Here is a 22,702-nt window from a genome sequence, read left to right as displayed (position 1 = left end):
AGGAGAAAATTAGAAATGACCTTCGTCGTCACCGACAACTGCATCAAGTGCAAGTACACCGACTGCGTAGAAGTGTGTCCGGTGGACTGCTTTTACGAAGGCCCGAACTTCCTGGTGATTCACCCGGATGAGTGCATCGACTGCGCCCTGTGCGAACCAGAATGCCCGGCCGTGGCCATTTTCTCCGAGGACGAAGTTCCGGAAGTGATGCAGGAGTTCATTCAACTGAACGTTGAATTGGCTGAAATCTGGCCGAACATCACCGAGAAGAAAGAATCGCTGCCGGATGCCGAAGAGTGGGATGGCGTCAAAAACAAGATCAAATTCCTCGAACGCTGATCTGTCGCGCGTTCTGAAAAGGCCCCTTGCGGGCCTTTTTGCTTTCTGTCGTTTGCTTTGCTACGGGCAAAAAAAAGGGGCGGTTTGACCCGCCCACATTTTTTCCCTATTCCCTGTATTCCTTTTCATCGTCCTGATGAATCGCTTCCTGCGATGTCCATTCCCCTCTTCCTTGAAGGGCGTGTCTATCCGTCGACACAGTGCTGATACTAAAGAGTTCCCAGCCCGGATCAATCGACCCCGATGGCCGTAAAGCGCTGTAATAAGCACTTCACATTAAAAAATAAACATATAAAACAATGAGTTAAATAACAGCACCGTGAGCAATCGACGTCTGCCGGCCTGTAAACATAGGGAACACTTACGAAAGAGTAAGCCAAGGCTTACACCGCAAGACTACAAACGATGGAAATGCCAACCGTATGTCCGGCAATCAGCCCCCTCGCCACAGAACACCGCCCTCCGTACTGGTGCAGACAACAAAAAGCCCCGAACCAGTCGGGGCTTTTTGTTGGCGGTCGATCAAAGGCGCTTACTGAAACAGCGACTCGCTCGACAGGCCATTCTTCTCGAGGATTTCGCGAAGGCGCTTGAGGCCTTCCACCTGGATCTGCCGCACCCGTTCCCGGGTCAGGCCGATCTCCAGGCCTACATCTTCCAGCGTGCTGCTCTCATGGCCGCGCAGACCGAAGCGGCGTACGACCACCTCGCGCTGCTTGTCGGTCAATTCCGAGAGCCATTGATCGATGCTCTGCGACAGGTCGTCATCCTGCAGCAGTTCGCATGGATCGGTCGGACGGTCATCCGTCAGGGTGTCCAGCAGGGTTTTATCCGAATCCGGACCCAGCGAGACGTTGACCGAAGAAACCCGCTCGTTCAGGCCAAGCATGCGCTTGACCTCGCCCACCGGTTTTTCCAGCAGGTTGGCGATTTCTTCGGGTGAAGGTTCGTGATCGAGCTTTTGCGTCAGCTCCCGTGCAGCCCGCAGGTACACGTTGAGCTCCTTGACCACATGGATCGGCAACCGGATGGTCCGGGTCTGATTCATGATCGCACGCTCAATGGTCTGACGAATCCACCAGGTGGCGTAGGTCGAGAAGCGGAAGCCGCGCTCGGGATCGAACTTTTCCACCGCGCGGATCAATCCAAGGTTGCCCTCTTCGATCAGATCCAGCAGCGACAGCCCCCGATTGACGTAACGCCGGGCGATCTTCACGACCAGCCGCAGATTACTTTCAATCATGCGCTTGCGCCCCGCCGGATCGCCACTTTGCGACAGACGCGCAAAATGAACTTCTTCCTCGGGGGAGAGCAGTGGAGAAAAGCCGATTTCGTTGAGATACAACTGCGTGGCATCGAGTGCACGCGTGTAGTCGATGTACTTGTGTTGTTTAAGTGAAGCGGAGTGTTTGGATTTGGAACGAACGGAAGGTGGAGCAGCCCCTTCATCATTCGACATCGAATCCGAATCGATGCCGGCCTCCATAAGGAGAACCTCATCGTCGATGTCAAACTCCGGCACTTCTTTACTGAGAGCCATTGTTATAGTCCTTTGGTGAGTTCGACCCCAAGCTCAAGCGACGCCTTTATCCTTGGCAGCGCTGGAGCCTGTCCCCTCTACGCGACGGAACAGGCTGGCCTCAAATCAACGTCTGGGCAGGAACTGCAGCGGATCTACAGGTTTACCTTGTCGGCGAATCTCAAAATGCAGTTTCACCCGGTCTGTACCCGTTGACCCCATTTCGGCAATTGTCTGTCCGACTTTGACCTGCTGCCCCTCCCGTACCAACAGCCTGCGGTTATGTCCGTAGGCACTGACGTAGGTTTCGCTGTGTTTGATGATGACTAATTCGCCGTAGCCCCTTAAGCCACTCCCGGCGTAAACCACCGTCCCATCAGACGCAGCTAAAACAGGCTGTCCCAAATCTCCGGCGATATCAATTCCTTTATTCAAACTACCGTTTGAAGAGAATTTTCCAATAAGAATGCCATTAGATGGCCATCCCCAGCCGGTCGGGGCTGGCCCCGGTGGAGGCAGTGGAGCCGGTGCCGGTTTGCTTGCGACGGACGGTGCAGCCCCCGCGGAAGCGGCCCCCGAGCCGGTCACCGTGGTGGTAGTCGTGCCGTTCGCCTGGCGCCGGATTACCGTGGTTTTGCTCGACGATGATGGCGAAGTGCTGCTGTTGCTCACCACAGCCGTTGGTGTTGAACCGGTGCGGCCGTCGAAGCGAATTGTCTGACCCGGATGGATCGTATACGGCGTAGGAATATTGTTCCGGGCGGCGAGGGCTTTGTAGTCCCAGCCGTAGCGAAAAGCGATCGAAAACAGCGTATCGCCCGGACGGACTACATACTGCCCGGTCGTGACGGCAGGACGCTGGGCCGCCGCACTGTTGCGATCGACCACGCGCACGTTGCTCGATTTGGTGCTGGAGCAACCGACCAGCAAGGTGCTCAATACAAGGCCAGTCACCAGGCGCTGAAAGCTCGTGTTACCCATACGCTGCGCAATGACTGTGAGACTCACCCGCCGCTCCCTTTGTGGTGGCTGAAATATGTGGAATGCCGTATTGCGGCACGTAGTGTCGCAAGTATAACGGGCCGCACAGGCTTTACCGTTAAAGATGCGAAAACGCTTCACGCACACGTTTGCCCGTGGGCAATGGGTTGCGTTTAAACCTTCACTGCCGGTGTAAGACCCAGTCCAGCGCAAGGAATTCAGCGCTCACAAACAAATGCTCAGGCCAGCGGGCCATTGAGCAATGGCACGAAGCGCACAGCCCCCAGAACGTGTCGGGAAAAGCCGTGTTCTTCACGCACGATCAGCATCAGTTGCTGCACTTCCCCCGAGCCGACCGGAATCACCAGCCGCCCACCCGGCGCCAGTTGATCGAGCAACGCCTGCGGGACATCGGTCGCGACCGCCGTGACGATGATGCCGTTGTACGGTGCCAGTGCCGGCCAGCCTTCCCAGCCATCGCCCCAGCGGAATACCACGTTGCGCAGGTTCAGTTCGACCAGACGCTCCTTGGCCCGGTCCTGCAGGACCTTGATGCGCTCGACCGAGAATACCCGCTCAACCAGTTGCGACAGGACCGCCGTCTGATAACCAGAACCGGTACCGATCTCCAGCACCTTGTCCAGCGGCCCCGCCTCCAGCAGCAGCTCGCTCATGCGCGCCACCATATAAGGCTGGGAAATGGTCTGGTTGTGGCCGATCGGCAGCGCGGTGTCTTCGTAGGCGCGGTGCGCCAGCGCTTCATCGACGAACAGATGACGCGGCGTACGGCGGATCACCTCCAGCACCTTGGCGTTGGACAGGCCTTCTTCATAAAGACGCTGGATCAGACGTTCGCGCGTGCGCTGCGACGTCATGCCGATGCCGCTGCGCAGTCGGTCTTCGTGTTCACGAGCCATCAGCGCAGTCCCTCCAGCCAGCCGTCGAGACTTCTGAAGGCATCGTTGAAGGTGCGATCGAGCTGCAATGGCGTGATCGACACATAACCCTGCATCACCGCATGAAAGTCAGTGCCCGGGCCGCCATCTTCGGCATCCCCGGCAGCGGCAATCCAGTAACCGGCCTTGCCACGCGGATCGACCACTTTCATCGGTGCCGCCGCGCGGGCGCGATGGCCCAGACGGGTCAGCTGAATGCCACGAATGTGGTCGATCGGCAGATTGGGGATGTTCACGTTCAGCACCGTGCGCGGCGGCAGGTCCAGCCCGGCGTGGGCCTCGACCAGTTTGCGCGCGAAATGTGCCGCTGTCGCCAGATTGTCCACCTGCCGCGAACACAGCGAGAAGGCAAACGAGGGGCGCTCGAGAAAGCGCCCTTCAAGGGCTGCCGCCACGGTGCCGGAATACAGCACGTCATCGCCAAGGTTGGCGCCGAGGTTGATCCCGGAAACCACCATGTCCGGCTCGCGCTCCAGCAGGCCGTTGAGGCCCAGGTGCACGCAGTCGGTCGGCGTACCGTTGAGACTGATGAAACCGTTGGCCAGGTATTGCGGGTGCAACGGACGGTCGAGCGTCAGCGAACTGCTGGCGCCGCTTTTGTCCTGCTCCGGGGCGATAACCACGCATTCGGTGTAATCCGCCAGCGCAGCATAAAGCGCGGCGAGACCGGGTGCGGTTACCCCATCGTCGTTAGAAATCAGAATACGCATGGGCTGTCCGTCTGCCCCACCGGCACCAGATCAACGAGTTCGCGCACCAATACGGTGGCGAAGCATCCGGCCGGGAGGACGAATTCCAGTTGCAGAATGTCAGGCTGGGGATAATGCCACGACAACCCGCCAATGGGCAGCCGCAGGATGCGTCGTTCGTGGCTCATTCCAGCATTGATCAACCAATCGCGCAGATCCGCTTCACGCTCGGCGATCCCCTGCTCCAGTTCATGGACAGCGCCTGCGGTCGGCGAGTCACCTTCGCCCCACTGCGGACCGGTCGGGTGCAGATCGAGAATCGCCAGGCGCGGATCACTGCATTCGGCCTCACCGGCCGGAAAAAAACTGCGACTGTCGGTGAACGCCAGCAGATCGCCCACCTGCGCCTGCTGCCAGGTGCCGTCGGCAACCCGCGCGGCCAGCACTTGATTGAACAGAAAACTGCGCGCCGTCGACAGCAAACGCGAGCGCACATTGCGCTGCTCCGGCAAGGCCTTGCGCGCCGCCCAGGCACGCGCATCAACGACGTTGCCGCCGTCATGGCCGAAACGCTGGGCGCCGAAATAGTTGGGAATGCCTTGCTTGGCGATCAGTTGTAGACGCTGTTCGATCGCCGCCTTGTCGCCAGCAAACTGGGTCAAGCGCAAGGTAAAGCCGTTGGCCGAATGCGCACCGCGTTGCAGCTTGCGTTTGTGGCGCGTGGTCTTGAGGATCTTCAGCGTGTCGTTTTCCGCCGCCGACAGGTCCGGATCAGCCTTGCCCGGCAGCTGCACACTGAACCACTGACGGGTCAGCGCCTGACGATCCTTGAGCCCGGCATAGCTGACGGTGCGCAATGGCACGCCAGCCGCCTTGGCAATCCGCCGCGCTGCTTCCTCGGTGTTCAGACCGCGTTTTTCCACCCAGATCCACAGATGTTCGCCATCGCCGCTGAACGGGATATCGAGCACTTCATCGACCTGAAAATCTTCGGCGATGGCTTTCAGTACTGCAGTACCGAGGGGTTCGCCATAGGCGCGCGGGCCGAGCAGTTGCAGTTCGTTCATGCGCGCAGCAACAAGGCAACGGAATGCACGGCAATGCCTTCTTCGCGACCGACAAAGCCAAGCTTTTCGGTGGTGGTAGCTTTCACGTTCACTTGATCCAACTCAACTTGAAGATCGGCGGCGATCAACGCGCGCATCGATTCGATATGCGGGGCCATTTTCGGCGCCTGGGCAACGATGGTGTTGTCGACGTTGCCGATTTTCCAGCCCTTGGCGTGGATCAACGCGACCACATGACGCAGCAGCACACGGCTGTCGGCGCCCTTGAATTGCGGGTCGGTGTCCGGAAAGTGTTTGCCGATATCACCCAACGCAGCCGCACCGAGCAAGGCATCGCTCAAGGCGTGCAGCAGGACGTCACCGTCGGAGTGAGCGAGCAGCCCGAAGCCATGTGCAATGCGCACGCCGCCCAGAGTAATGAAATCGCCTTCAGCGAAACGGTGCACATCGTAGCCGTGGCCAATACGCATAAAAAAAACGCCCCGATTTTTGTCAGGGCGTGATTCTACCTGCATTAGGCCCGAAGGGCGCGTGCGTGATGCTGCAAGTGGTCGTCAATGAAGCTTGAGATGAAAAAATAGCTGTGGTCGTAGCCCGGTTGCAGGCGCAACGTCAGCGCATGGCCCGCTTGTTTTGCCGCTTGTTGCAGAGCCTCGGGTTTGAGCTGATTTTCAAGGAAATCATCGCGATCCCCCTGATCGACCAACAACGGCAGTTTCTCGTCGGCCTCTGCAATCAGCGCGCAGGCATCCCATTCTTTCCACTTGGAGCGGTCTTCACCCAGATAACGGGAGAACGCCTTCTGCCCCCAAGGGCAGTCCATCGGATTGTTGATCGGCGAAAATGCCGACACCGACTGGTAGCGTCCCGGATTGCGCAGCGCACAGACCAACGCACCGTGGCCGCCCATGGAGTGGCCGCTGATACTGCGTTTGTCCGACGCCGGGAAATGCGCCTCAACCAGCGCAGGTAATTCCTGCACAACGTAATCATGCATCCGATAGTGCCGCGACCACGGTTCCTGCGTGGCATTCAGGTAGAACCCCGCGCCAAGGCCGAAATCCCAGGCGCCATCCGGGTCACCCGGTACATCCGGGCCACGCGGACTGGTGTCCGGCGCGACGATGATCAGGCCAAGTTCGGCCGCCATGCGCATCGCTCCGGCCTTCTGCATGAAGTTCTCGTCGGTGCAGGTCAGCCCCGACAACCAGTACAGCACCGGCAACTGACCGCCCTGCTCCGCTTGTGGCGGCAGGTACACGGCAAACACCATGTCACAACCGAGCACCTCGGAGCGGTGGCGATAGCGCTTGTGCCAACCCCCGAAACTTTTCTGACAGGAGATGTTTTCCAGACTCATGTAAAGACTCCTACGCGGTCACGGCTAAAAGCTTTCAACGCTTGTAGCCGTGGCACCACGAATGATCAGAAATGAATGACGGTACGGATGCTCTTGCCTTCGTGCATCAGGTCGAATGCCTTGTTGATATCTTCCAGGCCCATGGTGTGGGTGATGAACGTATCCAGCGGGATCTCTCCGCTCTGGGCCATGTCGACGTAGCTTGGCAACTCGGTACGACCACGCACGCCGCCGAACGCCGAACCGCGCCAGACGCGACCGGTCACCAACTGGAACGGGCGGGTCGAGATTTCCTGGCCGGCACCGGCCACGCCGATGATCACCGACTCGCCCCAACCCTTGTGACAGCACTCAAGGGCTGCGCGCATAAGCTGCACATTGCCGATGCATTCGAAGGAGAAGTCGACACCGCCGTCGGTCATGTCGACGATTACTTCTTGGATCGGACGGTCGAAATCCTTCGGATTGACGCAATCGGTAGCGCCCAGTTGTCTGGCGATTTCGAACTTGGCCGGGTTGATGTCGATGGCAATGATCCGCGCAGCCTTGGCTTTCACCGCACCGATGACGGCCGACAGACCGATGCCACCCAGACCGAAGATCGCCACGGTGTCACCTGGCTTGACCTTGGCGGTGTTGAGCACCGCACCGATACCGGTGGTCACGCCGCAACCGAGCAGGCAGACCTTCTCCAGCGGCGCGTCCTTGGAGATTTTCGCTACGGAGATTTCCGGGAGCACGGTGTACTCGGAGAAGGTCGAGGTGCCCATGTAGTGGAAAATCGTTTCGCCCTTGTAGGAAAAACGCGAAGTGCCGTCCGGCATCAGGCCTTTGCCCTGGGTGGCGCGAATCGCCTGACACAGGTTGGTCTTGCCCGACTTGCAGAATTTGCACTGGCCGCATTCCGGGGTGTAGAGCGGAATCACGTGATCACCAACGGCGACCGAGGTCACGCCCTCGCCGATGGCTTCAACGATAGCGCCGCCTTCATGGCCGAGGATCGACGGGAAGATACCTTCCGGGTCAGCACCGGACAGGGTGTAGGCGTCAGTGTGGCAAACCCCGGAGGCCACCACGCGCAGCAACACTTCACCGGCCTTGGGCATGGCGACATCGACTTCTACGATTTCCAGCGGCTTCTTGGCCTCGAAGGCAACGGCGGCGCGCGACTTGATCATGCTGACTCTCCAGTGAATCCATTGAATAAAAAAACCAGACCGCGAGTGTAGTACAGCGCGTTCTGATGAATAATCCGGACAAAAGCAAAACATTATTGCCACACAGGGATAATCCCGATGTCCGAAAACCGCTGGGAAGGTATCGACGAATTCGTTGCCGTTGCCGAATGCAGCCAATTCACCGCCGCCGCAGAACGCCTTGGGGTTTCTTCCTCGCACATCAGTCGACAAATCGTACGGCTGGAAGAGCGTTTGCAGACACGCCTGCTCTATCGCAGTACCCGCCGCGTCACCCTGACCGAAGCCGGACAGACCTTTCTGCAGCATTGCCAACGCCTGCAGGACGGTCGCGAAGAAGCCCTGCGCGCGGTCGGCGACCTGACCAGCGAGCCGAAAGGCATGTTGCGCATGACCTGTGCCGTGGCGTACGGCGAGCGGTTTATCGTGCCGCTGGTGACGCGGTTCATGGGGCAATACCCGCAATTGCGCGTCGACATCGAACTGAGCAATCGCCAGCTCGATCTGGTGCATGAGGGGCTGGATCTGGCGATCCGTTTGGGTCGGCTGCAGGATTCGCGACTGGTCGCCACGCGGCTGGCGCCACGGCGCATGTACCTGTGCGCGTCACCGTCCTACCTGGAAAGGTACGGTCGCCCACACAGTTTGTCGGAACTGAGCCGGCACAATTGCCTGATCGGCAGTTCGGACTTGTGGCAACTGGAACAGAACGGGCGCGAATTTTCCCAGCGCGTACAGGGAAACTGGCGCTGCAACAGTGGGCAAGCTGTACTGGACGCAGCGTTGCAAGGGGTCGGGTTATGCCAGTTGCCGGACTATTACGTGCTTGAGCATTTGCACAGTGGCGCGTTGATTTCGTTGCTGGAAGCGCATCAGCCGCCGAATACGGCGGTGTGGGCGCTGTATCCGCAGCAGCGGCACCTGTCGCCGAAGGTGCGCAAGCTGGTGGACTTTTTGAAGGGAGGGTTGGCCGAGCGGCCGGAATATCGGAGCTAAACAGTCATCGGTGTGTCAGCAAAGCATTGGTTGGCTGAAACATCGCCTTCGCGAGCAGGCTCGCTCCCACAGTGGATCCTCAGTGGATGCAAATTTGTGTTCGGCGTCATTCAAAGGTGGGAGCGAGCCTGCTCGCGAAAGCGATCTGACAGGCGCCACTGCACTCAGCGGCGGTTAGCCCAACGCTGGCGCAGCCATTCGAGGTCTTCAGGCCGGGTGACCTTGAGGTTGTCCGCCCGACCTTCGATCAGGCGTGGCGCCAGGCCGGCCCACTCCATCGCCGAGGCTTCATCAGTGATCAGCGCATCAGCCACCAGGCTATCCGCCAACGCCCGATGCAGCGCGCCGAGACGGAACATCTGTGGCGTGTAGGCCTGCCAGATCACGCTGCGATCGACGGTTTCGACCACACGACCGTGCTTGTCGATGCGTTTAAGCGTGTCGCGTGCCGGCACTGCCAGCAGGCCACCCACCGGGTCATGCGCCAGCTCAGCCAACAGTTTGTCGAGATCGTCGCGACTCAGGTTGGGCCGTGCCGCATCGTGCACCAGCACCCAATCCTCATCGTCAGCCCCTTGCGCATGCAGATGCAACAAGGCGTTGAGCACCGACCCGGAACGCTCCGAAGCGCCCTCGACGCGCTGAATCCGCGAATCGCTGGCGCACGCCAGGTTTGGCCAATAAGGATCATCAACAGCAAGACTGACCACCAGGCCCTTGAGGCTCGGGTGATCAAGAAAACAGCCGAGGCTGTGTTCAAGAATTGTGCGTCCGCCCAGTTGCAGGTATTGCTTGGGACGGTCCGCGGCCATTCGGGCACCGACGCCCGCGGCAGGAATCACGGCCCAGAAGGCCGGCAGGGAATCGATCATTGGGCCAACTGGTAAAGGGTTTCACCGTCCTTGACCATGCCCAGCTCATGGCGAGCCCGTTCTTCAACGGTCTCCATGCCTTTCTTCAGTTCGCTGACTTCCGCGTCCATCACCCGGTTGCGCTCCAGCAGGGCTTCGTTCTCGGCGTGTTGATCAGCAATCTGCTGATTCAGCTCGGCAACCTGCGCCAGACTGCCATTGCCCACCCACAGGCGGTACTGCAGACCGGCCAGCAGCAAGAGCAAAACGAGAAACAACCAGTAAGGACTGCGCATCGAATATCAGGTATCCAGTGAAAAAAGACAGCCATGCCAAAACTTTGAAACGTCTGATAGCACGAAGCCTGGAAGATCCAGGCTTGTGCATATAAGGCATCAGATTAGTGGCAAATCCATCGCTGTCACGACTTTTCCGACACAATCCGGTGTCTTTTTTACCATCAGTGCCTTGCTTCACCAATACGCTTCACTTTTGACGAGTGACTGTTGCCGTCAAGCAAGGCGCCGCGACGAGTCATAGCGCGCTATGGCGAGGAGCGGCAACGCAGCATGACGGTAACAGGCGCCGCCAAAATGAAGCAGTATGGGTGAGGCAGGGCACTTACTCAGCCGCGGAACTCGCTGCGACCGTTGTACTTGGCTTTGCCATTCAACTGCTCTTCGATACGCAGCAGCTGGTTGTACTTGGAAACGCGGTCGGAACGGCACAGCGAACCGGTCTTGATCTGGCCAGCCGCAGTGCCCACAGCCAGGTCGGCGATGGTCGAATCTTCGGTTTCGCCCGAACGGTGCGAGATCACTGCGGTGTAACCGGCAGCCTTGGCCATCTGGATGGCTTCCAGGGTTTCGGTCAGGGTGCCGATCTGGTTGAACTTGATCAGGATCGAGTTGGCGATCTTTTTATCGATGCCTTCTTTCAGGATCTTGGTGTTGGTCACGAACAGGTCGTCGCCAACCAGTTGGGTCTTCTCGCCGATCTTGTCGGTGAGGATCTTCCAGCCAGCCCAGTCGGACTCGTCCAGACCGTCTTCGATCGAGATGATCGGATAACGTTCAGTCAGGCCTTTGAGGTAGTCGGCGAAACCTTCGGCGGTGAACACCTGGCCTTCACCGGACAGGTTGTACTTGCCGTCTTCGAAGAACTCGCTGGCCGCGCAGTCCAGGGCCAGGGTCACGTCAGTGCCCAGCTTGTAACCGGCGTTGGCCACCGCTTCCGAGATCACTTTCAGCGCGTCTTCGTTGGACGCCAGGTTCGGTGCGAAACCGCCTTCGTCGCCAACGGCGGTGCTCAGGCCACGGGCCTTCAACACAGCTTTCAGGTGATGGAAAATCTCGGTGCCCATGCGCAGACCTTCCGAGAAAGACTTGGCGCCAACCGGCTGCACCATGAATTCCTGGATGTCGACGTTGTTATCGGCGTGTTCGCCACCGTTGATGATGTTCATCATCGGAACCGGCATCGAGTACACACCCGGGGTTCCGTTCAGGTTGGCGATGTGTGCGTACAGCGGCAGGTCCTGATCCTGTGCAGCAGCCTTGGCCGCAGCCAGGGACACGGCGAGGATAGCGTTGGCACCCAGGGTTGCCTTGTTTTCGGTACCGTCGAGCTTGATCATCGCGTGATCGAGGGCTTTCTGGTCGCTTGGGTCGGTGCCCAGCAACAGATCGCGGATCGGACCGTTGATGTTGGCTACCGCCTTGAGCACGCCCTTGCCCAGGTAACGGCTCTTGTCGCCATCACGCAGCTCGAGCGCTTCACGCGAGCCAGTGGATGCACCGGACGGCGCGCAAGCACTGCCGATGATGCCGTTGTCGAGAAGCACGTCCGCTTCCACGGTGGGATTGCCACGGGAGTCGAGGACTTCACGACCTTTGATGTCGACGATTTTTGCCATTGTTGTAAACACTCCAAAGTTGACGAAAACGACGCAGCTAGAGGAAATCTTTTTACCGTCGGCAAGTGGTGTGCAGCGGGCAGCTTGCAGACGACAACGCACATGCCCGAGGGCATGTGCGACAAATCGTGCGGTACTTTACCGGAGAAATGAGGTTTACGCGGTTTCTACCGTCGGAAAACTCTTCACCAGTTCGTCCAAAGCTTTGAGCTGGGCCAGGAATGGCTCCAGTTTGTCCAGACGCAAGGCGCAAGGGCCGTCGCATTTGGCGTTGTCCGGGTCCGGGTGCGCTTCGAGGAACAGACCTGCCAGCGACTGGCTCATGCCCGCCTTGGCCAGATCGGTGACCTGGGCGCGACGACCGCCGGCGGAGTCGGAACGACCGCCAGGCATTTGCAGCGAGTGGGTCACGTCGAAGAATACCGGGTACTCGAACTGCTTCATGATGCCGAAGCCGAGCATGTCCACCACGAGGTTGTTGTAGCCGAAGCTCGAACCACGCTCGCAGAGGATCAATTGATCGTTACCCGCTTCCACGCACTTGTTCAGGATGTGTTTCATTTCCTGAGGCGCGAGGAACTGGGCTTTCTTGATGTTGATCACGGCGTTGGTCTTGGCCATCGCGACGACCAGATCGGTCTGGCGCGACAGGAAGGCCGGCAGCTGGATGATGTCGCAGACTTCAGCGACGACCGCGGCCTGCTCAGGCTCGTGGACGTCGGTGATGATCGGCACGCCGAAGGCTTGTTTGATGTCCTGGAAGATGCGCATGCCCTCTTCCAGGCCAGGACCGCGATAGGAGGTCACAGAAGATCGGTTGGCCTTGTCGAAACTGGCCTTGAACACGTAAGGGATGCCGAGCTTTTCGGTGACCTTCACGTACTCTTCGCAAACCTGCATGGCCATGTCACGGCTTTCCAGCACGTTCATGCCACCGAACAGCACCATGGGCTTGTCGTTGGCGATCTCGATGTTGCCAACGCGGATGATCTTCTGTGCCATCGGGGATTACGCCTTCTTCTGGTGTTGTGCCAACGCTGCCTTGACGAAACCGCTGAACAGCGGGTGACCGTCACGTGGCGTCGAGGTGAACTCAGGGTGGAACTGGCAAGCGACGAACCATGGATGATCCGCGGCTTCGACCACTTCAACCAGCGCGGCGTCAGCGGAGCGACCGGAGATCTTCAGGCCGGCTTCGATGATTTGTGGCAGCAGGTTGTTGTTCACTTCGTAGCGATGACGGTGACGCTCGACAATCACGTCCTTGCCGTAGCAATCGTGCACCTTGGAGCCGGCTTCAAGCAGGCATTCCTGAGCGCCCAGGCGCATGGTGCCGCCCAGATCGGAGGATTCGGTACGCACTTCAACTGCGCCGGTAGCGTCTTCCCACTCGGTGATCAGACCCACGACCGGGTGACCGCTGGCGCGATCGAACTCGGTGGAGTTGGCGTCTTTCCAGCCCATGACGTTACGAGCGAACTCGATGACCGCCACTTGCATGCCCAGGCAGATACCCAGGTACGGAACCTTGTTTTCGCGAGCGTATTGAACGGCAGTGATCTTGCCTTCAACGCCACGCAGACCAAAACCGCCCGGTACGAGGATCGCGTCGACACCTTCGAGCAGCGCAGTGCCCTGGTTCTCGATGTCTTCGGAATCGATGTAGCGCAGGTTGACCTTGGTACGGTTGCTGATGCCGGCGTGACTCATCGCTTCGATCAGCGACTTGTAAGCGTCCAGCAGCTCCATGTACTTGCCGACCATCGCGATGGTCACCTCGTGTTCCGGGTTCAGCTTGGCGTCAACCACAGCTTCCCACTCGGACAGATCGGCGCTGCCGCACTGCAGACCGAAACGCTCGACAACAAAATCGTCCAGACCCTGCGAGTGCAGGATGCCCGGGATCTTGTAGATGGTGTCGGCGTCTTCCAGCGCGATCACCGCACGTTCTTCAACGTTGGTGAACTGCGCGATCTTGCGACGCGACGAGACGTCGATCGGGTGATCGGAACGGCACACCAGCACGTCTGGCTGCAGACCGATCGAACGCAGCTCTTTTACCGAGTGCTGAGTCGGCTTGGTCTTGGTCTCGCCGGCGGTGGCGATGTACGGAACCAGCGTCAGGTGCATCAGCATCGCGCGCTTGGCGCCGACTTCGAAACGCAGTTGACGGATGGCTTCGAGGAACGGTTGCGACTCGATGTCACCGACGGTGCCACCGATTTCGACCATGGCCACGTCAGCGTCGCCAGCACCCTTGATGATGCGGCGCTTGATTTCGTCTGTGATGTGCGGAATCACCTGGATGGTTGCACCCAGGTAGTCACCACGGCGCTCTTTGCGCAGCACGTGTTCGTAGACACGGCCAGTGGTGAAGTTGTTGTTCTGGGTCATGGTCGTGCGGATGAACCGCTCGTAGTGGCCCAGGTCCAGGTCGGTTTCGGCGCCGTCGTGGGTGACGAACACTTCACCGTGCTGGAACGGGCTCATGGTGCCCGGGTCGACGTTGATGTACGGATCCAGCTTAAGCATGGTGACCTTAAGCCCCCGCGCCTCCAGGATGGCCGCCAATGAAGCCGAGGCAATGCCTTTCCCCAATGAAGAAACAACACCGCCCGTGACGAATATGTAGCGCGTCATGAAAAACCCTAGAAGTCTGCGTTAAAGCGGTACGAGCCGCCGGGGAAAGCGAAGGAAGGCCGAAGCCCCCGATCACCTGCATTAATCACAGTGCACCTTTCAAAAAAACCGCCGCGTTGGGACAGACCGGCAGATAAAACACCGGTACGTTGCTCGCTACACATTTTTTGGAATCGCCCAGCAAAGACTGCTTGGTAATCGGCAACTCCTGCAATTCAGGCGAATCCACAGAAGTTGTATCAAGAAGGGAGCGTAGTCTACCGGAATGCTCCTTTCAGCTCAAACCTTGATCTTCGTCTGTTGCCTGCCAATGCAATTTCCAGCCGTCCTGCACATTGCCATCAAGACCCGGCAGGTTCGCCACCGCGAGCAATTCTTCGCCGCAAAACAGCAGCGGCAATCTGCCACGGACGAAGGCCGGGACCGCGCGCTCATTGAGCAGGCGCTTGAGATCGCGGTGGCCGCGCTCCGCCAGATGCATGACTTCGCCGCCCTGCCGATAGCGAATCTGCAACGGCCCGACGGGAGTCTGCCCGCTGAACATGACACGCCCGTTATTCGGCAAATGCAGCGGCGTCGACGGATCAGGCCACTCAACGCTGACCGCTGGCGCGAGCAGCCAGTCGCCACTCAGCCACCATATCCGGCCGGCGCTGCGATGCAGCTCGCCATCGGCCAGACGCCACACGGGGGAAGCATCATTGGCCGCGTCGCAAAGAGTGGCCCAACCCGACCAGTGGTCTGTGTCCGGCAGTCGGGTCAGGGGTGCGAGCCAATGGCTGAGCGCGTTGCGCTGACGAGCGGCGGACAATGTTGTCAGTGGCGCCAGTGCCAGCGACGGCAGGCCAAGCCATTGAAATTCATTCGGCAAAGCAGCTTGTGCCAGATCGATCTGCGCCAGCTCATCGAGCAAACCTTGCGCCTCACGCAGATGCGCTGCGCTGCGGGCCATGCTCGCCTGCGCCTGCGGCCAGCGTTCGGTCAGCGCCGGCATGACCTGATGGCGCAGGTAATTACGCGAGAACTGCCGATCCTGGTTTGACGGGTCTTCGATCCAGCGCAACTGATGCCGCCGGGCGTACACCTCAAGCTCCGCACGCGTGACGTCGAGCAATGGCCGCACCAGCGTGCCCTGCCCCAGCGGTCGCTGCGCCGGCATCGCCGAGAGTCCGCGAACGCCGGCACCGCGCATCAGGCGAAACAACAGGGTTTCAGCCTGATCATCGCGGTGCTGCCCGGTCAGCAGCACGTCGCCCGCCTCGGTCAGCGAGGTGAACGCCGCATAACGCGCCTCCCGCGCCGCCCGCTCAAGACTGGCACCGGGTTGCACCGTCACCCGAACGACCTGCAAAGGAACGCCCAGCACATCGCAGACCGACTGACAATGCTGCGGCCACGCATCAGCCGCAGCCTGGAGGCCGTGATGGATATGAACAGCGCTCAGCGCCGGCAGGGGTTGGTGTTGGGCGAGATTGGCAAGCAGATGCAGCAGGACGGTAGAGTCCAGGCCACCGGAGAAAGCCACGCGCCAAGTCCTGGCATTGCGCCAGGCTGCAAGGTTCAGCAGAAGCCGGGAAGACAGATCACTCACAGACTGGCCTCTATCTCACTCTTTGCCCAAATCAAATGTGGGAGCGGGCTTGCTCGCGAAGGCGTTTCAACATTCAACACATCTGTCGACTGTCATACCGCTTTCGCGAGCAAGCCCGCTCCCACATTGGGTATTGCGTGTTTCGGTTAGAGACCGTAGCTCATCAGTCGATCGTAACGGCGCTTGAGCAGCGCTTCGTTGTCGAACTTCTGCAGCATCGCCAGTTGCGAGCTCAGCTCGGCGCGGATCGAGGCAGCGGCAGCGGCCGGATCACGGTGGGCGCCGCCCAATGGCTCGCCGATCACCTTGTCGACGATGCCCAGGCCTTTCAGGCGCTCGGCAGTAATGCCCATCGCTTCAGCAGCGTCCGGCGCTTTCTCGGCGGTTTTCCACAGAATCGAAGCGCAACCTTCCGGCGAAATCACCGCGTAGGTCGAGTACTGCAGCATGTTCAGCTGATCGCAGACACCGATGGCCAGTGCGCCGCCAGAACCACCCTCACCGATAACGGTGGCGATGATCGGGGTTTTCAGGCGCGACATCACGCGCAGGTTCCAGGCAATTGCTTCGCTCTGGTTACGCTCTTCGGCGTCGATGCCAGGGTATGCACCCGGGGTGTCGATGAAGGTCAGGATCGGCATTTTGAAACGCTCGGCCATCTCCATCAGACGGCAGGCCTTGCGATAGCCTTCCGGACGCGGCATGCCGAAGTTGCGGCGCACCTTCTCACGGACTTCACGGCCCTTCTGGTGACCGATGATCATCACCGGCTGATCTTCCAGACGGGCGATACCACCAACGATTGCCGCGTCGTCAGAGAAGTGACGATCGCCGTGCAGTTCGTCGAACTCGGTGAAGATGTGCTCGATGTAGTCGAGGGTGTACGGGCGTTTCGGGTGACGCGCCAGGCGAGCGATCTGCCAGCTGGTCAGCTTGCCGAAGATGTCTTCGGTCAGCGTGCGGCTCTTGTCCTGCAGGCGGGAGATCTCATCGCCGATATTCAGCGAATTGTCATTACCGACCAAGCGCAACTCTTCGATCTTGGCTTGCAGGTCGGCGATCGGCTGTTCGAAATCTAGAAAATTCGGGTTCATAGGCGTCCGTCTTGGGTCGTGTCCCAAGTGAGCTTGGGCCGGCCGGTTGTCTATTCGCGCCCTACCTTAAGGGAGAGGCGCGCTGAGGTCGAGATTAAAAATTCAGGTTGTGGGCAAGCACAATGATGGCACCTGCCGGTCAACGGTATTGGAGGAAGACGTTGTCTCGCCCGAACTGGTCACGCAGGGCTTGAATCAACGCATCCGCTGGATCGATTCGCCAGGTCTCGCCGAACTGCAGCAAGGTCTTCGCATCGGGGCTGGTGTACTCCATGGTGATCGGGCACGCCCCGCGATGACGCTTGAGCAGCTCACCCAACCAGCGTAGCTGATCGCCTTTCAAGTCCTGAGTCTGCAGTTTCAGGCGCAGACTTTCGGCAAGGTTGGTGCGCGCATCTTCCATGCTCATCACCCGTTTGACCCGCAGCCGCAGGCCGCCGGAGAAGTCGTCGTTGCTGACCTCGCCTTCGACCACCACCATCGCGTCGGTCTGCAACAGCGATTGCGCAGAGTGGAACGCATCGGCAAACAGCGATGCTTCGATGCGCCCCGAGCGGTCGTCGAGGGTGATGAAACCCATCTTGTCGCCCTTTTTGTTCTTCATCACCCGCAGGGCAATGATCATCCCGGCAACCGTCTGGGTATCGCGAGCCGGTTTCAGGTCGATGATGCGCTGACGGGCGAAACGGCGAATCTCGCCTTCGTATTCGTCGATCGGGTGACCGGTCAGGTACAGGCCCAGGGTGTCTTTTTCACCCTTGAGACGTTCCTTGAGCGTCAGCTCCTTGGCCTTGCGATGCGTTGCGTAGACGTCGGCATCTTCCTCGACGAACAGTCCGCCGAACAGGTCGGCATGACCGCTGTCATGGGTGCGAGCAGTCTGTTCCGCGGCCTTGATCGCCTCTTCCATCGCCGCCAGCAGCACGGCGCGGTTGCGGTCGATGTTGGCCTGATAAGCCTTCTGCTCATCGTGGAAGTACGGGCCGAGGCGATCCAGCGCGCCGCTGCGGATCAGACCGTCCAGCGTACGCTTGTTGATGCGTTTGAGGTCAACCCGGGCGCAGAAGTCGAACAGATCCTTGAACGGACCGGCCTGACGCGCCTCGGTGATTGCTTCCACCGGGCCTTCGCCGACGCCCTTGATCGCGCCGAGGCCGTACACGATGCGGCCGTCGTCGTTCACCGTGAACTTGAACTCCGAGGTGTTCACGTCCGGCGCGTCGAGGCGCAGCTTCATCGTGCGCACTTCCTCGATCAAGGTCACGACCTTGTCGGTGTTGTGCATATCCGCCGAGAGCACCGCCGCCATGAACGGCGCCGGGTAGTGAGCCTTCAGCCAGGCGGTCTGGTACGACACTAGGCCGTAGGCGGCGGAGTGGGATTTGTTGAAGCCGTAACCCGCGAATTTCTCTACGAGGTCGAAAATGTTGCCCGCGAGGTCGGCGTCGATATTGTTGGTCGCGCAACCTTCAATGAAACCGCCGCGCTGCTTGGCCATTTCCTCGGGTTTCTTTTTACCCATGGCTCGACGCAGCATGTCCGCACCGCCGAGGGTGTAACCGGCCATGACCTGGGCAATCTGCATCACCTGTTCCTGATACAGGATGATGCCGTACGTTGGCGCCAGTACCGGCTTGAGGCCTTCGTACTGGTAGTCTGAGTGCGGGTACGCCAGTTCGGCGCGACCGTGCTTACGGTTGATGAAGTCATCCACCATGCCGGACTGCAACGGGCCCGGACGGAACAGCGCCACCAGTGCGATCAAGTCTTCCAGGCAGTCGGGCTTGAGCTTTTTGATCAGCTCCTTCATGCCGCGCGACTCAAGCTGGAACACCGCGGTGGTCTCGGCTTTCTGTAGCAGGCTGTACGTCGGCTTGTCGTCGAGCGGGATAAACGCGATGTCCAGCGGCTCTTCGCCGACCTTGGCGCGGTCGCGGTTGATCGTCTTCAGCGCCCAGTCGATGATCGTCAGGGTCCGCAGGCCGAGGAAGTCGAACTTCACCAGACCGGCTGCCTCCACGTCGTCCTTGTCGAACTGGGTTACCAGACCGTCACCGGCCTCGTCGCAATAGATCGGCGAGAAGTCAGTCAGCTTGGTCGGCGCGATAACCACGCCACCAGCGTGCTTGCCGACGTTACGCACCACGCCCTCGAGCTTGCGCGCCATCTCCCAGATTTCTGCCGCTTCCTCATCGACCTTGATGAAGTCACGCAGGATTTCTTCCTGCTCGTAGGCTTTTTCCAGGGTCATGCCGACTTCAAACGGAATCATCTTCGACAGACGATCCGCCAGGCCATAAGACTTGCCCTGCACCCGCGCCACGTCGCGCACCACAGCCTTGGCGGCCATGGAACCGAAAGTGATGATCTGGCTTACCGCGTTGCGCCCGTATTTCTCGGCCACGTAGTCGATCACCCGGTCACGACCGTCCATGCAGAAGTCGACGTCGAAGTCGGGCATCGATACCCGTTCCGGGTTAAGGAAACGTTCGAACAGCAGGTCGTATTCCAGTGGATCGAGGTCGGTGATCTTCTGCACATAAGCCACCAGCGAGCCGGCACCCGACCCCCGGCCAGGCCCCACCGGCACACCGTTGTTCTTGGCCCACTGGATAAAGTCCATCACGATCAGGAAGTAACCGGGGAAGCCCATCTGGATGATGATATCCAGCTCGAAATTCAGCCGGTCGACGTAGACCTGACGCTTGGCTTCGTAGTCTTCGGTGGTGTCCTTGGGCAGCAGCACCGAAAGACGTTCTTCGAGACCTTCGAAAGACACTTTGCGGAAGTATTCGTCGATGGTCATGCCATCGGGAATCGGGAAGTTGGGCAGGAAGTGCGTGCCCAGCTTCACTTCAATGTTGCAGCGCTTGGCAATCTCGACGGTGTTCTCGATCGCGTCGGGAATGTCGCTGAACAGCTCGGCCATTTCCTCGGCGCTTTTGAGGTATTGCTGGTCGCTGTAATTCTTCGAGCGCCGCGGATCGTCGAGGGCACGGCCCTCACCGATGCACACGCGGGTTTCGTGGGCAGCGAAGTCTTCCTGCTTGATGAAGCGCACATCGTTGGTTGCCACCAGCGGCGCGCCAAGCTTGTCAGCCAGGGCCACAGCGCCGTGCAACTGCTCTTCATCGTTAGGGCGATTGGTGCGCTGGATTTCCAGGTAGAAACGATCCGGGAACACCGCCATCCATTCACGTGCAAGCGCTTCGGCCTCGGCCGGGTTGCCACCAATCATGGCCATGCCGATCTCGCCTTCTTTGGCGGCGGACAGCATGATCAGGCCTTCGTTGGCCTCGGCGACCCATTCGCGCTCGATGATGATCATGCCGTTGCGTTGACCGTCGATGAAGCCGCGCGAGATCAACTCGGTAAGGTTGCGATAGCCCTTGGCGTTCATCACCAACAGGCTGATCCGGCTCAGCGGCGCGTCCGGATCCTTGTTCGACAGCCACAGGTCGGCGCCGCAGATCGGCTTGATGCCTGCGCCCATGGTGTTTTTATAGAATTTGACCAGAGAACACATGTTGTTCTGATCAGTGACCGCCACGGCCGGCATGTTCATGCCGGTCAGCGCCTTGACCAGTGGCTTGATCCGCACCAGCCCGTCGACCAGGGAGTATTCAGTGTGCAGGCGTAGATGAACGAATGAAGCCGGCATAGTGATCCTGTCCAGTTACATAGAGACAACAAGGCCCGGATTGTACCGGGCCTCGAACAAAACATCAGCCTTGCGACTAAACCTGCGTCAGGCCTTCGAGCGCCTCGTAAGCCTGACGCACCGGGGCGAACGAGCGCCGGTGAATCGGTGTCGGCCCCAACCGTGCCAGCGCTTCCAGATGAACGGGCGTCGGGTAGCCTTTATGGCCGCCGATACCGTAGCCCGGGTAGATCAATTCGAACGCGGCCATTTCACGGTCGCGACTGACCTTGGCCAGAATCGACGCGGCAGCGATGGCCGGCACCTTGCCGTCGCCCTGCACCACCGCTTCGGCGCGCATCGGCAGTTTCGGGCAGCGGTTGCCGTCGATCATCGCCAGTTTCGGCTGCACATGCAGCCCGGCCACCGCGCGCTGCATGGCGAGCATGGTCGCGTGCAGAATGTTCAGCTCGTCGATTTCCTCGACTTCGGCGCGGGCAATGCACCAGCTCAGGGACTTCTCGATAATCTCGTCGTAGAGCTTCTCGCGCCTGGCTTCGGTAAGTTTCTTCGAGTCATTGAGTCCGAGAATCGGTCGGTTCGGATCAAGAATCACCGCCGCCGTCACTACCGCACCGCACAACGGGCCACGACCGACTTCATCGACACCAGCCACCAGTTCTTCAACTTCGGCGACCAGAGTGAAATCCAGGCCCATCTGCATATCTTTCTTGCTCATCGTGATTGACCGATCAGGTTGAGGACGGCGTCCGCCGCCTGATTGGAAGCGTCCAGCCGCAGCGTGCGGTGAATCTCGTCGAAGCCGCGGGTCTGCTCTTCACCGCCTTCGATCAGCGGCGACAGGGTCTGCGCCAGGGCCTCGACCGTCGCATCATCCTGCAACAATTCCGGCACCAGCAAACGCTGGGCCAGCAGGTTCGGCAAGGACACGTATGGACTCTTGACCATGCGCTTGAGAATCCAGAACGTCAGCGGCGCCAGACGATAGGCGACGACCATCGGCCGCTTGTACAGCAACGCTTCAAGCGTGGCCGTGCCGGAAGCAATCAACACCGCGTTGCACGCCGCCAGGGCCAGATGGGATTTGCCGTCGAGCAGGGTTACCGGCAAGTCGCGACCGGCGAGCAGCTCCTCGAGCTGAGCGCGACGCTCGGCATTGGCGCACGGTATGACAAACCGCAGCCCCGGACGCATGGCCCGCAGACGTTCGGCCGTATCAAGGAACAATGCGCCCAATCGGCCAACTTCGCCGCCGCGACTGCCGGGCATCAATGCAACCAGCGGACCGTCAGGCAAGCCCAGTTCGGCACGCGCAGCGGCGCGATCAGCCTGCAGTGGAATGGTATCGGCCAGCGTATGACCGACGAACCGTACCGGCACGCCTTTCTCTTCGTAGAATTTTGCTTCGAACGGCAACAGCGTCAGCATCAGGTCGCAGCCTTCGCGAATCTTCAGCACGCGCTTCTGTCGCCACGCCCACACCGACGGGCTGACGTAGTGCACGGTCTTGATACCGGCCTGCCGCAGCTTGAGTTCGATATTGAGATTGAAATCCGGGGCGTCGATGCCGATGAACACATCCGGTTTCTCGGCAATCAACGTGGCGATCAGGTCCTTGCGGCGCTTGAGCAACTCGCGCAGCCGCCCAAGCACTTCCACCAGCCCCATGACCGACAGACGCTCCATGGGGAAGTAGGACGTCAGGCCTTCGGCCTGCATCAACGGACCGCCGACACCGATGAACTCGACTGCCGGGTGACGCGCCTTGAGGGCGCGCATCAGACCGGCGCCCAAAATATCGCCGGAAGCTTCGCCCGCCACCAGCGCAATACGCAAATTGGCCATGA

The 22,702-nt window shown here is 59.7% G+C and carries 20 protein-coding genes; 2 read left to right on the top strand and 18 right to left on the bottom strand.

Translation table 11 applies throughout. The features are described from left to right. Window positions 1-15 precede the first annotated feature (15 nt). Window positions 16-339, top strand: coding sequence for a ferredoxin FdxA (fdxA, locus tag AC0J41_RS03965; RefSeq protein WP_473014618.1), 324 nt, complete (start codon window positions 16-18; stop codon window positions 337-339). Between the two features lie 532 nt (window positions 340-871). Here the strand turns inward: fdxA and rpoS are convergent. From rpoS to AC0J41_RS03925, 8 genes are all read right to left on the bottom strand, one after another. Beyond that, window positions 872-1,879 carry an RNA polymerase sigma factor RpoS gene (gene rpoS / locus AC0J41_RS03960; RefSeq protein ID WP_473014617.1) on the bottom strand — a complete coding sequence of 336 codons (1,008 nt, stop codon included), beginning with the start codon at window positions 1,877-1,879 and terminating at the stop codon, window positions 872-874. A 105-nt stretch (window positions 1,880-1,984) separates the two neighbouring features. Then, a complete protein-coding gene (locus tag AC0J41_RS03955) occupies window positions 1,985-2,866 on the bottom strand; it encodes a peptidoglycan DD-metalloendopeptidase family protein (RefSeq protein ID WP_473014616.1) in 882 nt (293 codons plus the stop codon). 212 nt (window positions 2,867-3,078) lie between these two features. Further along, the gene (locus AC0J41_RS03950; protein WP_177327338.1) at window positions 3,079-3,714 is read right to left on the bottom strand and encodes a protein-L-isoaspartate(D-aspartate) O-methyltransferase; all 636 of its coding nucleotides are present in this window, start codon (window positions 3,712-3,714) and stop codon (window positions 3,079-3,081) included. 41 nt (window positions 3,715-3,755) lie between these two features. Then, window positions 3,756-4,505, bottom strand: coding sequence for a 5'/3'-nucleotidase SurE (gene surE, locus AC0J41_RS03945; protein WP_003222170.1), 750 nt, complete (start codon window positions 4,503-4,505; stop codon window positions 3,756-3,758). After that, window positions 4,493-5,551 (bottom strand): tRNA pseudouridine(13) synthase TruD, encoded by a 1,059-nt coding sequence (truD, locus tag AC0J41_RS03940; RefSeq protein WP_025110867.1) that lies wholly within the window; start codon window positions 5,549-5,551, stop codon window positions 4,493-4,495. Before truD ends, surE begins: the two co-directional genes overlap by 13 nt. Next, a complete protein-coding gene (gene ispF, locus AC0J41_RS03935; protein WP_025110868.1) occupies window positions 5,548-6,021 on the bottom strand; it encodes a 2-C-methyl-D-erythritol 2,4-cyclodiphosphate synthase in 474 nt (157 codons plus the stop codon). Before ispF ends, truD begins: the two co-directional genes overlap by 4 nt. A 44-nt stretch (window positions 6,022-6,065) precedes the next feature. Further along, entirely contained in the window at window positions 6,066-6,911 is an 846-nt protein-coding gene (gene fghA, locus AC0J41_RS03930) for an S-formylglutathione hydrolase (protein ID WP_473014615.1), read from the bottom strand. Between the two features lie 65 nt (window positions 6,912-6,976). After that, entirely contained in the window at window positions 6,977-8,089 is a 1,113-nt protein-coding gene (locus AC0J41_RS03925) for an S-(hydroxymethyl)glutathione dehydrogenase/class III alcohol dehydrogenase (protein WP_473014614.1), read from the bottom strand. A 117-nt stretch (window positions 8,090-8,206) separates the two neighbouring features. Here AC0J41_RS03925 and AC0J41_RS03920 point away from each other — a divergent pair, with 117 nt between their 5' ends. Continuing rightward, window positions 8,207-9,103: a LysR family transcriptional regulator gene (locus AC0J41_RS03920; RefSeq protein ID WP_025110871.1), complete on the top strand. Its 897-nt coding sequence runs from the start codon at window positions 8,207-8,209 to the stop codon at window positions 9,101-9,103. A gap of 164 nt (window positions 9,104-9,267) precedes the next feature. Here the strand turns inward: AC0J41_RS03920 and ispD are convergent, their stop codons facing one another. The 10 genes from ispD to lpxB form a co-directional block, all read right to left on the bottom strand. Then, a complete protein-coding gene (gene ispD, locus AC0J41_RS03915; RefSeq protein ID WP_025110872.1) occupies window positions 9,268-9,975 on the bottom strand; it encodes a 2-C-methyl-D-erythritol 4-phosphate cytidylyltransferase in 708 nt (235 codons plus the stop codon). After that, window positions 9,972-10,250: a cell division protein FtsB gene (gene ftsB / locus AC0J41_RS03910; RefSeq protein ID WP_003222158.1), complete on the bottom strand. Its 279-nt coding sequence runs from the start codon at window positions 10,248-10,250 to the stop codon at window positions 9,972-9,974. The genes ispD and ftsB overlap by 4 nt, the downstream gene beginning before the upstream one ends. 329 nt (window positions 10,251-10,579) lie before the next feature. Continuing rightward, window positions 10,580-11,869 (bottom strand): phosphopyruvate hydratase, encoded by a 1,290-nt coding sequence (gene eno, locus AC0J41_RS03905; protein WP_025110873.1) that lies wholly within the window; start codon window positions 11,867-11,869, stop codon window positions 10,580-10,582. A 156-nt stretch (window positions 11,870-12,025) separates the two neighbouring features. Then, on the bottom strand, window positions 12,026-12,871 hold the full coding sequence (kdsA, locus tag AC0J41_RS03900; RefSeq protein ID WP_025110874.1) for a 3-deoxy-8-phosphooctulonate synthase: 846 nt from the start codon (window positions 12,869-12,871) through the stop codon (window positions 12,026-12,028). A 6-nt stretch (window positions 12,872-12,877) separates the two neighbouring features. Then, complete coding sequence (locus AC0J41_RS03895) at window positions 12,878-14,509, bottom strand: CTP synthase (RefSeq protein WP_016985083.1); 1,632 nt, start codon at window positions 14,507-14,509, stop codon at window positions 12,878-12,880. Between the two features lie 274 nt (window positions 14,510-14,783). Continuing rightward, window positions 14,784-16,100, bottom strand: coding sequence for a tRNA lysidine(34) synthetase TilS (gene tilS, locus AC0J41_RS03890; protein WP_473014612.1), 1,317 nt, complete (start codon window positions 16,098-16,100; stop codon window positions 14,784-14,786). A gap of 146 nt (window positions 16,101-16,246) precedes the next feature. Further along, window positions 16,247-17,194: an acetyl-CoA carboxylase carboxyltransferase subunit alpha gene (locus AC0J41_RS03885; protein ID WP_025110876.1), complete on the bottom strand. Its 948-nt coding sequence runs from the start codon at window positions 17,192-17,194 to the stop codon at window positions 16,247-16,249. Between the two features lie 139 nt (window positions 17,195-17,333). Next, window positions 17,334-20,855, bottom strand: a complete 3,522-nt coding sequence (gene dnaE, locus AC0J41_RS03880) for a DNA polymerase III subunit alpha (protein WP_473014611.1) — start codon at window positions 20,853-20,855, stop codon at window positions 17,334-17,336. A gap of 76 nt (window positions 20,856-20,931) precedes the next feature. Further along, window positions 20,932-21,558 carry a ribonuclease HII gene (gene rnhB, locus AC0J41_RS03875; protein ID WP_025110878.1) on the bottom strand — a complete coding sequence of 209 codons (627 nt, stop codon included), beginning with the start codon at window positions 21,556-21,558 and terminating at the stop codon, window positions 20,932-20,934. Between the two features lie 11 nt (window positions 21,559-21,569). After that, window positions 21,570-22,700 (bottom strand): lipid-A-disaccharide synthase, encoded by a 1,131-nt coding sequence (gene lpxB / locus AC0J41_RS03870; RefSeq protein WP_473014610.1) that lies wholly within the window; start codon window positions 22,698-22,700, stop codon window positions 21,570-21,572. Window positions 22,701-22,702 lie beyond the last annotated feature (2 nt).

This window comes from Pseudomonas sp. Arb-4-2C (assembly GCF_055755015.1).
The sequence above is the reverse complement of the archived record's forward strand: the minus strand, read 5'-3'. Positions and strand labels throughout refer to the sequence as shown.